Source organism: Micromonospora sp. DT53, assembly GCF_049841535.1.
In the GTDB taxonomy this organism is placed as follows: domain Bacteria; phylum Actinomycetota; class Actinomycetes; order Mycobacteriales; family Micromonosporaceae; genus Micromonospora.
On record NZ_JBNCKM010000001.1, the window covers coordinates 328,538 to 341,086 of the forward strand.

9 protein-coding genes are annotated in these 12,549 nt (G+C 74.1%); 6 read left to right on the plus strand and 3 right to left on the minus strand.

Going from position 1 to position 12,549, the window contains the following annotated elements; all coding sequences use genetic code 11:
- Window positions 1-21: 21 nt before the first annotated feature.
- The gene (locus tag ACLQ3B_RS01720) at window positions 22-906 is read left to right on the plus strand and encodes a virginiamycin B lyase family protein (protein ID WP_425776719.1); all 885 of its coding nucleotides are present in this window, start codon (window positions 22-24) and stop codon (window positions 904-906) included.
- A 144-nt stretch (window positions 907-1,050) separates the two neighbouring features.
- Here the strand turns inward: ACLQ3B_RS01720 and ACLQ3B_RS01725 are convergent, their stop codons facing one another.
- Entirely contained in the window at window positions 1,051-1,986 is a 936-nt protein-coding gene (locus tag ACLQ3B_RS01725; protein ID WP_425776720.1) for a S66 peptidase family protein, read from the minus strand.
- 145 nt (window positions 1,987-2,131) lie between these two features.
- Between ACLQ3B_RS01725 and ACLQ3B_RS01730 the strand changes: the two genes are divergently transcribed.
- From ACLQ3B_RS01730 to mptB (ACLQ3B_RS01750), 5 genes are read left to right on the plus strand one after another with little or no spacing between them, the layout of a single operon-like run.
- Window positions 2,132-2,899: a type 1 glutamine amidotransferase gene (locus tag ACLQ3B_RS01730; RefSeq protein ID WP_425776721.1), complete on the plus strand. Its 768-nt coding sequence runs from the start codon at window positions 2,132-2,134 to the stop codon at window positions 2,897-2,899.
- Window positions 2,899-5,976: a bifunctional [glutamine synthetase] adenylyltransferase/[glutamine synthetase]-adenylyl-L-tyrosine phosphorylase gene (locus ACLQ3B_RS01735; protein WP_425776723.1), complete on the plus strand. Its 3,078-nt coding sequence runs from the start codon at window positions 2,899-2,901 to the stop codon at window positions 5,974-5,976. The genes ACLQ3B_RS01730 and ACLQ3B_RS01735 overlap by 1 nt, the downstream gene beginning before the upstream one ends.
- Entirely contained in the window at window positions 5,969-7,612 is a 1,644-nt protein-coding gene (locus ACLQ3B_RS01740; RefSeq protein ID WP_425776724.1) for a hypothetical protein, read from the plus strand. Before ACLQ3B_RS01735 ends, ACLQ3B_RS01740 begins: the two co-directional genes overlap by 8 nt.
- Window positions 7,613-7,660: 48 nt before the next feature.
- Complete coding sequence (gene mptB, locus ACLQ3B_RS01745) at window positions 7,661-9,061, plus strand: polyprenol phosphomannose-dependent alpha 1,6 mannosyltransferase MptB (protein ID WP_425776726.1); 1,401 nt, start codon at window positions 7,661-7,663, stop codon at window positions 9,059-9,061.
- A 59-nt stretch (window positions 9,062-9,120) separates the two neighbouring features.
- Entirely contained in the window at window positions 9,121-10,605 is a 1,485-nt protein-coding gene (gene mptB, locus ACLQ3B_RS01750) for a polyprenol phosphomannose-dependent alpha 1,6 mannosyltransferase MptB (RefSeq protein ID WP_425778000.1), read from the plus strand.
- Window positions 10,606-11,102: 497 nt separating this feature from the next.
- On the opposite strand, the gene ACLQ3B_RS01755 is transcribed toward mptB (ACLQ3B_RS01750), so the two are convergent.
- Together ACLQ3B_RS01755 and ACLQ3B_RS01760 are read right to left on the minus strand one after the other, a co-directional pair.
- Window positions 11,103-12,089, minus strand: coding sequence for a hypothetical protein (locus tag ACLQ3B_RS01755; RefSeq protein WP_425776727.1), 987 nt, complete (start codon window positions 12,087-12,089; stop codon window positions 11,103-11,105).
- Entirely contained in the window at window positions 12,086-12,451 is a 366-nt protein-coding gene (locus tag ACLQ3B_RS01760; RefSeq protein WP_425776728.1) for a PadR family transcriptional regulator, read from the minus strand. Before ACLQ3B_RS01760 ends, ACLQ3B_RS01755 begins: the two co-directional genes overlap by 4 nt.
- Window positions 12,452-12,549: the final 98 nt, after the last annotated feature.

The following is a 12,549-nucleotide window of genomic DNA, read 5'->3' on the forward strand; positions in this document are numbered from 1 at the left end:
CCGACGGAAGGACACCGCGAAATGACAGTCGAAATTCGGGAGATTCCACTCGCCGAGCCGGGCGCCGGGCCGTACGGCATCACGCCTGGCCCGGACGGCGCGCTGTGGCTGACGCTGGCCCATGCCGGCGGGATCGCCCGGTTGTCGCCCGACGGCGCGGTCCGGACCTATCCGCTGGAACCGGCCGGTGGCCGCCCGTTGATCATTACGGCCGGGCCGGACGGGGCGCTCTGGTTCACCCGCTCGGGCGACGACCGGATCGGTCGGATCACCGTCGACGGCGAGCAGCGCACCATCGGCCTGCCGGCCGGCACCGGACCGGGTGGCATCGCGGTCGGGCCCGATGGCGCGCTCTGGTACGCCGGGATGACCTCCGACACGATCGGCCGGGTGGAGACCGACGGCACCCACACCGCGTTCCCGCTGCCGGTGACCGGCGGGTTCGCCTCGATGATCACTGCTGGTGCGGATCGGGCTCTCTGGTTCACCCTCAACCAGGCGAACGCGATCGGTCGGATCGACCTCGACGGCAGGGTGACGTTGTATCCCTTACCCACCGTGCAGGCGGGTCCGGTCGGCATCGCCCTCGGCGACGACGGCGCCATCTGGTTCGTGGAGATCGCGGCCGGTCAGCTCGGGCGGATCCACCCGGACGGTGAGATCGTCGAGTTCCCGCTGCCGGATCGGGCGGCCCGTCCACATGCGATCGTCGCCGATTCGGAGGGCGGCGCGTGGTTCACCGAGTGGGGTGCCAACCGGATCGGTCACATCGATCGAAGCGGACGGATCGAGGGCTACGCCCTCCCCACCCCCAATGCCGAACCCCACGGCATCACCCGCACCCCGGCCGGCATCTGGGCCGCCCTGGAGTTCGGCGCAATAGCCCACCTAACCCCAGCCCCCTAACCCCACCCCTACCCCCTCCCGGCCGGGCCCGGCCCGGCCCGGCCCGGCCCGGCGACGATCATGAAGTTATTGCCACGACACGCCGTGGCGAGTGGCAATAACTTCATGATCAACGGGGCCGGGTCGGGAGGGGGAGGGTGCCGGTTAGTGGACTGCGGGGGCTGCGGTTAGGGTGGCGGTTTTGGTGTCTAGGGTGGCTTTTGTGCCCACTGGGACCGTTAGCTGGTTGGGGCCGTGGCCGATGGGGAGGCCGCCGAGGACTGGTACGCCCAGGTCGCCGAGGCGTTCGTTCAGGACGTCGACGATCGTGGTGTCCCAGCCGTCGCCGCAGTCGGTGAACTGCCCGACCGCCACCCCGGCCAGTCCGTCCAGCGCGCCGGCCCGGAGCAGGTGGGTGAGCATCCGGTCGACCTTGTACGGCGGCTCCTGCACGTCCTCGATCAACAGCACCGCACCGGTCAGGTCGGGTAGGTCCGGTGTGCCGATCGACGCGGCGATCATGCACAGGTTGCCGCCGAGCAGGGTGCCGGTTGCGCGACCCGGGACGCGTACGTCGAAGGTTTCCTCGGTGGGGACCGCGGCGATCGACACCGGTTCGGTCGTCATCAGCGCCGCGTGCAGGGACTCGGCGGACCGCAGCGGCGTCCGCTCGTCACGCCAGGCCGCCCCGGGGCCGTGCACTCCGGCCAGGCGGGCGCCCCGCCACAGCGCGAACTGCAGGGCTGTGATGTCCGAGAAGCCGGCCACCACCTTCGGGTCACGGCGGACGGCGGCCATGTCGATGGCGTCCACGATCCGTTGCGCGCCGTAGCCGCCACGAGTGCAGATCACGCCGCGCACGTCCGGGTCGGCAAAGGCCGCGTTCAGGTCGGCGGCGCGCAGGTCGTCGGTGCCGGCGAGGTAGCCGTGGCGGGCGTACGCGTTCGGTGCCGGCACCGGGCGCAGACCCCAGCCGGTGAGCAACTCCATGCCCCGGGCCACCCGCTCCGGCGACGTCGGCCCGGACGGCGACACCAACAGCACCGTGTCACCTGGGCGCAGCACGGGCGGGCGTACGGCGACGCTGTCCTCGCTGATCACAACCGCAGAGCCTAACGACCCGCCGTGGCCGGGACGCGCGCACGGGAGCCGGGACGCCGCACGGGAGCCGCGCACGGGCGGTGGGAGGCCGCGCGGGCCCGTGCCGGGGCGTGGTGCCGCACGGCGTACCGGATAGCCTCGACGGGTGGCAACCGCGCTGGTGATCGAGAACGACCCGACGGACGACGCCCGCCTGCTGGGTGAATGGCTGACCGAGGCTGGTCTGGAGCTGCGGGTGGTTCGCCCGCACGCCGGTGACGAGCTCCCCGCCGACCTGGAGGGGTACGCGGCGCTTGTCGTGCTTGGCGGCGACCAACAGGCGTACCCGCTGCCGGACGGCTCGCCCGGCGCACTGTGGTTTCCGGCCGTGGAGGGCCTGCTGCGCAAGGCGGTGCGCTACCGGGTGCCGACCCTGGCGGTCTGCCTGGGCGCGCAGCTGCTCGCCACCGCGCACGCGGGGCTGGTGGAGCGCAGCCCGTCCGGGCCGGAGATCGGCCCCGGCGTGGTCGGCCGGCGCGACGCCGCCGAGAACGACCCGTTGTTCCGGTACGTGCCGTTGATCCCGGACGTGCTCCAGTGGCACTCCGACGAGATCACCGAGCTGCCTCGGGGCGCGACCCTGCTGGCCGCGTCCACCCGCTATCCGCATCAGGCGTTCCGCCTGGGTGACCGGGCGTGGGGTTTGCAGTTCCACATCGAGTGCGACGCCGCGATGATCGCCGACTGGGCCACCGACTCGACCCAACTCGCCGAGCTGGGCTACGACCCGGAGCTGGTGGTCGCGGCCTGCGCCTCGGTGCTGGCCGACGTCGAGGAGGTCTGGCAACCGTTCACCGCCCGGTTCGCCGCGCTGGCCCTCGGCGAGTTGGACGACAGCACGACGCGGCGCGGCCTGCCGCTGCTCGGGCACTGATGAGCCGGCCGACCAGGGCACCGGGCCGGCTTGCCCGGTACGGCTTCGGCACTGCCGAGGGCGACGGCGGCGCGCGCGCCGCGGACCTGCTCGGCTCGGACGGGCTGCGGCTGTGGCGGCCGGCCGAGCAGGAGCCGGTCGACGAGGCCGCCGCGGAGCTGCTCGCCGCGCTGTCCCGGGCCGCCGACCCGGACCTGGCGCTACGCCAGCTGCACCGCATCGTGGAGGCCGAGAGCCGCGCCACCGAAGGCCGCGCCGAGGCCCGTGCCACGGAGGCCCGTGCCACGGAGGCCCGCGCCACGGAAGGCGGCACCGGGTCGGCGCTGCTCGCGGACCTGCACAACGATCCCGGGCTGCGGCGGCGGCTGATCGCGGTGCTCGGTGCGTCGGCGGCGCTCGGCGACCACCTGGTCGCCCACCCCGAGCACTACCAGGCGCTGCGGACCGCTTCGGACGGGCTCGCCCCGACCGCCGAGGGGCGGTTGGAGCCGGCCGACGGCGGCAACGCGGTGGCGGCGCTGCGGACCGCGTACCGGTTGGCGTTGTTGCGGATCGCGGCGGCCGACCTGACCGGCGGTCGCGGCCTGGAGCAGACGATGGCCGCACTGTCGGCGTTGGCCGACGCGACGCTGTCCGCGGCGTACGAGATCGCGGTCGCCGAGTTGGCCGAGGGGACCGAGCGGCCCCGGCTGGCGGTCGTGGCGATGGGCAAGTGCGGCGGCGGTGAGCTGAACTACGTCTCCGACGTGGACGTCATCTTCGTGGCCGCCGAGGACGCCGACCTGCCCGCCGCGACCCTGGTGGCGACCCGACTGATCTACATCTGCGGGTTGGTCGCCTGGCCGGTGGACGCCGCGCTGCGCCCCGAGGGCAGCCGGGGCCCGCTGGTCCGGACCCTGGCCAGCCACCTGGCCTACTACCGCCGGTGGGCGCGCACCTGGGAGTTCCAGGCGCTGCTCAAGGCCCGCCCGGCCGCCGGTGACCTGCCGCTGGCCCAGGAGTGGATCGACCAGCTCGCGTCGCTGGTCTGGCGGGCGGCCGAACGGCCCGAGGCGGTCGAGGACGTCCGCGCCATGCGCCGCCGGATCATCGACCACATCCCGCCGAAGGAGTTGGAGCGCGAGATCAAGCGCGGTCCCGGCGGGCTGCGCGACATCGAGTTCGCCGTCCAGTTGCTGCAACTCGTGCACGGTCGCGGCGACGAGACGCTGCGCCCGCCCGGCACCATCCCGGCGCTGCGCGCGCTGGTCGCCGGCGGCTACGTCGGTCGGGCCGACGGCGAGGCACTGCTGCGCGGCTACCGCTTCCTGCGTAGCGTCGAGCACCGGCTGCAACTACAGGGCCTGCGTCGTACGCACACCGTGCCCGCCGAGCCGGGCGCGCTGCGCTGGCTCGCCGCCGCGCTGGGTTTCACGGCCGCGCCGGGGCGCAGCGCCGTGGAGAGCTTCCGGGCCGAGTGGGTCACCCACGCCACCGAGGTACGCCGACTGCACGCCAAACTGCTGTACCGGCCGCTGCTGGAGTCGGTGGCCCGGGTGCCGGCCGACGGGTTGCGGCTCACCCCGGAGGCGGCCAGGAACCGGCTGGAGATCCTCGGCTTCGCCGACCCGGCCGGGGCGTTGCGTCACCTCCAGGCGCTCACCGGCGGGGTGAGTCGCACGGCGGCCATCCAGCGCACGTTGCTGCCGGTGCTGCTCAGCGAGTTCGCCGACGCGCCGGAGCCGGACCGGGGGCTGCTCAACTACCGGAAGGTCTCCGACAAGCTGGGCAGCACCCCCTGGTATCTGCGGCTGCTGCGCGACGGCGGCCCGGTCGCCCGTCGGCTGGCCCGGGTCCTCGCCCTGTCCCGGTACGTCGCCGACCTGCTCGCTCGTGACCCGGAGGCGCTGCGGCTGCTGGCCGAGGAGAACGAGCTGACGCCACGCCCGCCCGAGGTGCTGCGGGAGGGGTTCCTGGCGGCGGCGGCCCGGCACACCGACCCGGTCGAGGCCACCAGCGCGGTGCGCGCGCTGCGACGTCGAGAGCTGGTCCGGGTGGCCTGCGCCGACGTGCTCTGCCGGGCGGGCGCGCTCGCGCCCAGCCCCACCCGGCCGGACGGCGCGAACCGGTCGGCCGCCAAGCTGTCCGACATCACAGTGGTCGGTACGGCGCTCGCCGACGTCACCGACGCCACCCTGGCCGCCGCGTTGCGGGCCGCCCAGGCCAGCCAGCCGGCACCGGAAGGGCTGCGGTTCGCGGTGATCGGCATGGGCCGGCTCGGCGGGTACGAGTCGAACTACCTCTCCGACGCCGACGTGCTCTTCGTCTACGACCCGCCGCCGGGCAGCAGCGAGAGCACCGCCAGCGCCGCCGCGCACGCCGTAGCCGAGGAGTTGCGCCGACTGCTCGGCGTGCCCGCCCCCGACCCGCCGCTGGGCGTCGACGCCGACCTGCGGCCGGAGGGCCGCCAGGGCCCGCTGGTGCGCAGCCTCGCCGCGTACGCGCAGTACTACGCCCGCTGGTCGCGGGTGTGGGAGGCGCAGGCACTGCTGCGCGCCCGGTTCGTCTGCGGTGACGCCGACCTGGGCGCCGAGTTCGAGGCGATGATCCAGCCGGTGCGCTACCCGGCCGACGGTCTGACCCGCGAGCAGGTCGTCGAGATCCGGCGGATCAAGGCTCGGGTGGAGACCGAGCGGCTGCCCCGCGGCGCCGACCCGGCCACCCACACCAAGCTGGGTCGCGGTGGGCTGGCCGACGTCGAGTGGGCCGTGCAACTCGTCCAGCTCCGGCACGCCGGCGCGAATCCGGCGCTGCGCGGCACGCGTACCCTCGACGTCCTCGCGGCGGCCGAGCGGGCCGGCCTGATCGACCCGACGGACGCCGCGGAGATGGCCGCCGGTTGGGCCCTGGCCGCGCAGGTCCGCAACGCGTTGATGCTGGTCCGGGGCCGGGCCGGCGACCAGCTGCCCCGGCACGGGGTGGAGTTGGCCGGGGTGGCCCGGCTGCTCGGCCGGGACGACCCGGGGGAGTTCCTCGACGAGTACCTGCGCACCGGCCGCCGCTCCCGCGCGGCGTCCGAACGGGTCCTCGATGCCTGACACGTCGCCGCGCCCCAGCGGGTTACGCCCCACCGGGCCACGCCTCGGCGGGCTAGGCGTCGTGGGCACGGCGACCGGGGTCGCGGTGGTGCTCGCCGTCGCGTTCCTCCTCGCGCCGCCGATGGGCACCGACCTCGCCGCCCAGGTGGCCCGTGCCGGGTTCACCGAGCGGTACGGGGCCGCGCCTGTCGACTTCGGCTGGTACGGCGGCGTCAACCAGTACGGCTACAGCCTCTTCACGGCCCGCCTGGGCGCGCTGATCGGGGTGCGTCCACTGGGGGCGGTCGCCGCCGTGGTCGGCGCGGCCGCGCTGGGTTGGCTGTTCATCCGCAACCGGGCCCGCCGGCCGCTGCTGGCCGGCGTCCTCGGCGCTGCGGTGCTGGTCGGCAACCTGGCGAGCGGTCGGATCACCTTCGCGGTCGGGCTGGCGTTCGGCCTGTTGGCGCTCTGCGCGGTCAGCGCGGAACGCCCACCGCGCTGGCTCCGGTTGACGCTCGCCGCCGGCTGCGCCGCCCTGGCGACGGCGGCCAGCCCGGTCGCCGGCCTGTTCACCGGGCTGGCCGGCGCGGCGTTGCTGCTGTCCGCCCTGCGTACCGGCGACGGGCCGGGTCGCCCGCTGCCCGGAGGCTGGCGCGCCGAGCGACCACTGGCCGAAGGGTTCGTCCTGGCCGTGGCACCCGCCGTCACACTCGTCCCGATCGCGTTCGTCTTCGGCAACGGCGGCACCCAGCCGTACTCGGCCGAGTCGATGCGCATAAACGTCGCGCTCGCGGTGCTGGTGGGAGTCGTGCTGCCGCGTCGCCGCCGGGTGTTGCGCATCGGCGCGGCGCTCACGGTGCTGCTCCTGGTCGGGGCGTACTACGTGCCCAGCCCCATCGGGTCCAACGCCCTGCGACTGCCGATGCTGTTCGCCCTGCCCGTGCTGGCCGGGTACGCCGCGCTGCCCGGGCCGTGGCTGGCCGGGCTGCTCGCCGCGACCGTGTGGTGGCAGTCCCCGGTGATGGTCAGCGACGTGACCCGGGCCGGCGCCCCGGAGAGCGCCAAGAGCTTCTACCAACCGCTCGTCGCGGAACTCGACAGGCGGCAGCCGGCCGGCCGGGTCGAGGTGGTGCCGCTGCGCGACCACTGGGAGTCCGCGTACCTGCCGCCGACCGTGCCACTGGCCCGGGGCTGGGAACGCCAGGTCGACAGCGACCGCAACGCGCTGTTCTACGACGGCAGCCTGAGCGCGCAGACGTACGAGCAGTGGTTACGGCACGAGGCGGTGACCTTCGTGGTGCTCGCCCCGGACGCCCCCGCCGACAGGTGGGGCCGCGACGAGGCCGCGCTGATCCGCGCCGGCCTGCCGTACCTGCGGGAGGTCTGGAGTGACGCGACCTGGCGGATGTACGCCGTGGTCGACCCGACCCCGCTGGTCGGCGCCCCGGGTCACCTCGTCGCCGCCGAGCGTGGCGCCGTTCGGCTGACCGCCACGCCCGGGGACGTGCCGGTGCGGGTGCGCTGGTCGCGTTGGCTCTCGTTGAGCGGCCCCGACGGCTGCCTGCGACCGGGCGAGGACGGGTGGACCGAGGTGCGGGTCCGCGCCGCCGGTGACTACTCGATCTCAAGTGGGCTGGCACCGACGCGCCACTGTTGACCGTGCCTGCCGTCGGCCGCGCACCGTGAGGCTGGCAGCATGTCCGGCGTGCCTTCCCACCTCGCGCGCTGGACCGGTCTGGCCGGCTCGATGCTGCTCGCGTTGTCCGCCTTCCTCGGCGGCGCGTTCCCCAGCGGCCCCCTGCGCAGCACCCCGGTCAGCATCTGGCAGCAGCCCAACGGCCCGCTGATCCTCGCCGCCTGGGTGGTCGGCACCGGCCTGCTGGCATACGCCTGGTGGGCACTGCGTGACGGGGGACCCTCGACGCGGTGGGCGCTGGTCACCGTCGGGCTCTGGCTGCTGCCGCTGCTGATCGCGCCGCCCTTCGGCAGCCGCGACGTGTACGCGTACGCCTGCCAGGGCGCCAGCCTCGTCGGCGGCGTCAGCCCGTACGAGCAGGGCGTCTCCGCGCTGCCCTGCCCCTGGCTGGACACGGTCTCGGTCATCTGGCGCGACACCCCGGCGCCGTACGGGCCGCTGTTCGTGCTCATCGCGGGCGCCGTGGTGAAGGCCACCGGTTCGCTGACCGCCAGCATCGTGCTGTTCCGCGCGCTGTCGCTGGTCGGTGTGATCCTCACCGCCTGGGCCCTGCCGGTGCTGGCGCGTCGAGCCGGTGTGCCGGCGAAGCGGGCGGTGTGGCTGGCGCTGGGTTCCCCCCTGGTCGCCACGCACCTGATCGGTGGTTCCCACAACGACGTGCTGATGCTCGCCGCGCTGGTCGGTGGGCTGGCCGTGGTGACGGCGCACCCGGGCCGGCGCGGAATGCTGCTGGCCGGCGGTCTGCTCCTCGGACTCGCGGTGGCGATCAAGGTGACCGCCGTGGTGGTGGTGCCGTTCGCCGCGCTGGCGGCCACCGCCGGGCCGTACTCGATCCGAACGCTGGTCCGCGACGGCGGCTGGGTGGTCGGCGGCACGGTCGCCGCCGTGGTCGGCGTGACAGTCGTCGGTGGGCTGGACTTCGGTTGGGTCGGCGGGTTGTCCGGGAGTGGTGCCGCCATCGCCTGGACCTCCCCGTCGACAGCTGTCGGGCAGACCATCGGGTATGTCGCCGCGCCGTTCGGCGGTCACATCGACGCGCTGCCGGTCACTCGCGGGATCGCCGTGGTCCTGCTGGCTGTGCTGCTCGTCTGGCTCTGGTGGCGGGCGCGCACCCGCGACCCGCTGTACCACGCCGGCCTCGCGCTCACCCTCACCGTCGCGCTCGCCCCCGTGGTGCACCCCTGGTACTGGACGTGGCCGCTGTTCGTGCTGGCGGCCACCGCCCAGCGGACCAGATGGTTCATCGTGGTCGCCCTTGTCGCGTCGTTCCTGGTGCTGCCCGACGGCACCGGGCTGCCTCGCTACACCAAGACGGTCGGGGCGCCGCTGATGACGCTGTTGGTGATCGTGCTGGTCATCCGGTTGGTACGGTCGGCTCGGGCGGCCCGTCAACCGGTCGCCGCCGACTGAGGGAAGGTGCGCCGGTGACCACTCCCGGCGCGTCGACCCCGCCGGCCGCTCGCGCCGTCCTGGCCCCGCGTTCGGCGCCGATCGTGGGCTTGGCCCCGCGCTCTGCCCGGTACGCGGGGCTGGCCGGCGCGGTCCTGCTCGCCGTGGCCGGGCACCTCGGCGGGGCGCTGCCCGACACCCCGCTGGGCGGGACACCCGCGTCGATCTGGCGAGCCCCGGACGGCCCGGCGACGCTCACCTGCTGGCTGATCGGCACCGCACTGCTGGTCGGGGCGTGGTGGTCGCTGCGCGGGAGTGTGTCGTCGACCCGTTGGGCGTACGTGACCGCCGGGCTGTGGGCACTGCCGCTGCTTGTCGCGCCACCACTGGGCAGCCGGGACGTCTACTCGTACGCCTGTCAGGGCTGGACGTACGCGCACGGCGTCGACCCGTACACCGTGGGGGTGGCGGCGGGGGGCTGCCCCTGGCTGGACACGGTGGCGCCGATCTGGCGGGACACCCCGGCACCGTACGGGCCGGTGTTCGTCCTGCTCGCGGCGCTCGCCGTCGGCCTCGGTGGTGGGCTCACCGGCACCATCGTGGCACTGCGTGTGATCGCCGTGGCCGGGCTGCTGCTGGCCGCGCTCTGCCTGCCCGGTCTGGCGCGGGCGGCCGGGATTCCGCCCCGGCGGGCGGTCTGGTTGGCGCTGGCCGGTCCGCTGGTCGGCATACACCTGGTGGCCGGCGCGCACAACGACGCCGTGATGCTGGGCCTGCTGCTGTGTGGGCTGCTGATCGTGGTCCGTCGACCGGGTCGGCCGGCGGCGTTGCTGCTGGCCGGAGCGCTGCTCGGGCTGGCGGTCACGGTGAAGGCCACCGCCGTGGTGGTGGTGCCGTTCGCCGTGCTGGCCGGGATGCCTGACCGCCACACGGTACGGGCGTTGCTGCGCCACGGCGGTTGGCTGGCCGCGGGGCTGCTCGCCGCGCTGCTGGTCACCTCGGCGGCGTCCGGCCTCGGCTTCGGCTGGGTGGGCGGGCTGACCCACAGCGGCGACTCCGAGCAGTGGACGTCACCACCGACCGCCGTGGGCTTCGTGGTGGACTACGCCGGCGCGCTTGTCGGCCGGGACCCGCAGGCGGTGCCGGGAGTCCGGGCGGTCGCGCTGCTGCTGCTCGTCGGGGTGCTGGTGGTGCTCTGGTGGCGGGCCTGGCAGACCCTGCGCAGGCGGAACGAGCGCGCGGGTCCCCGGGTGGCGCTGCACGGCGCGGCGTTGGCGCTGGTCGCCACGGTCGTCCTGTCCCCGGTCTTCCACCCCTGGTACGCGACCTGGCCCCTGGCGCTGCTCGCGCTCACCGCCGCCCGTACGACGTGGTTCGTGCTGCCCGCCGCGGCGGCAGCCTTCCTCGCCCTGCCCGATGGCACCAACCTGGCCCGCGTCACGAAGGCCCCCGGCGCCCTGGCGATGACCGCCCTGCTCCTGACTGTCCTCCTGCGCAGCGCTCCGTCGCCGACCTCGTTGATCAGGAGGTCGCCAGGCGACAATCCAGACAGAACGCCCGGCTGATCTCATGATCGTCAGCGAGGTGCGGCCAAGATCGTGCTCGAACGTGGATGTCAACGCCGTTGCGTTCGGCGGAACGGCCGTTCGCCAGCCGCCAACCGGCACCACCTCGCCGATCATGGAGTTGTGGTGGGCAACAAAACGCCCGAGAGTGGCCAAAACAGGCACCACAACTCCATGATCGCCGGATCTGGACACCCCTGCTCGGCGATCTTGCACTTTCTGTCGCGACACAACAGGCATTCCACGCATGTTGACACCGCACCTGCAAGATCGGCGCGATTTTCTCGCTCGACACGCGTTGATCTATCAGGAGCCGCTTATCGAGCACGGGTTGACCCGCCAACCACAGCAATAACGCAACAGTGTTGACATTCAGGATCGAGCACGATCTCGGGGCGGGGCGGGGCGGGGCGGGGCGGGGCGGGGCGGGGCGGGGCGGGGCGGGGCGCGGGGTGCGGAGCGGGGCGCGGCGCGGGGCGACGAGGGGTGGGGTGGGGTCAGGCTCGGGCGCCGCAGGTGGGGCAGGGTTGGCCTGAGGGCTGGGGGGTGGGGGCTCGGCGGGAGCGAAACAGGACGGCCAGGAGCAGGACGGCGGGGCCGACGAGCGCGACGGCGGCAGCGGTCACGGCCAGTTCCGCGACGGTGATGCCGCCGCCCCATGCCGGGCCGAAGCTGTCAGCCAGGCCGGGCACCGCCAGGAAGCCGGCGGGAGTGAGCAGTATGACGAGCGCCCAGCCACCGCGGGCGTCGCCGCCCAACGCCAGGCCCATGGCCAGCAGAGCCGCGACGACCAGCAACAGGCCGCCGACGGTGGGCAGGAAAACTTGCATGGGAGCGCCGTAGTAGATGAAAGCCGGGCCCAGTCCCACCAGGAATTCCATCGCCACCACCGCCACCAGTGCGGACAGCGCCGGCGCGAGGCGGATCACCCGCGCGGGTTGGTCGGGCAGGGCCAGCCCCAGCAGGCCCAGGACCACCTGCGGCAGCAGCACCATCAGCGGCGGTCGGAGTACGTCGAACGCCGCGGCCACCACTGGCAGCGCAACAGTGAGCAGGAGCGCGAGGGTGATGGCCCACCGGGCGAACCGGCTCGGCGCGACGGCGAGCACCACCGCCGCCAGCAGCCACGCCGCCCACGCGACGACACCGAGCGAGACGAACGGGCCGACGTGGGGGGCGCCCCACTCCACGGGCGGTGGATGCAGTTCGGCCGTACCCCAGACACCGGCGAGAGCGCTCGCGGTGACCAGGGCGAGCAGCGCCGCGAGGCGTACCCCGGGGATCAGGTCGGTGACGCCCGCGGCCCGCAGCCGCTGGCGGAGGCCGCCGCGCACCAGGTCCGCGGCGTCCGCCGGCATCGGCCAGCGTTGGTCGGGGGCGGCCAGGTCGAGGTAGGTACCGACGATTTCAGCGCCGCGGGCGCGCCGGTAGTCGGCGGGGTACGCGCGCAGCAGCCGAAGGTAGCGCTGTTCTAGGTCGGTCATGCCAGCCCTCCGGCCGTGCGTGGGGTGGTCGGGAGGGCGGCGCGAGTCCGCTTGGACAGTCGGGTGGTGGCGGCTTCGACGTTGCGGCGCAGCCGCTCGGTCTCGGCGGTCAGGGTGGTCTCGCCGCCGGGGGAGAGCCGGTAGTAGCGGCGCAGACGGCCGTCCACCACCTCTTCGCCGTCGACCTCGACGAGACCGGCGTCGACCAGCCGGTCGAGCGCCCCGTAGAGCGTTCCGGGGCGTAGCGACACCCGGTTGTCGGAGAGGGCGGCGACCTCACCGATCAGCCCGTAGCCGTGCATCGGCTGGGCGGCCAGCGCGGTGAGGATCAGGAAGGTCGGTTCGCGCAGAGGTGTGTCCACCGGAGCAATATATCGGACGCGAAGGTATGCCGGGGGCCGGCGCACAGCGAGCCGGGCCGACTCCGCGATGAGCGGAGCCGGCCCGGCCGGTGTTCGAG

Excerpts from the sequence above, each read along its gene's own strand:
- ACLQ3B_RS01735 (WP_425776723.1), top strand. The coding sequence starts at position 2,899 with ATGAGCCGGCCGACCAGGGCACCGGGCCGGCTTGCCCGGTACGGCTTC.
- ACLQ3B_RS01720 (WP_425776719.1), top strand. The coding sequence starts at position 22 with ATGACAGTCGAAATTCGGGAGATTCCACTCGCCGAGCCGGGCGCCGGG.
- ACLQ3B_RS01740 (WP_425776724.1), top strand. The coding sequence starts at position 5,969 with ATGCCTGACACGTCGCCGCGCCCCAGCGGGTTACGCCCCACCGGGCCA.
- ACLQ3B_RS01755 (WP_425776727.1), bottom strand. The coding sequence starts at position 12,089 with ATGACCGACCTAGAACAGCGCTACCTTCGGCTGCTGCGCGCGTACCCC.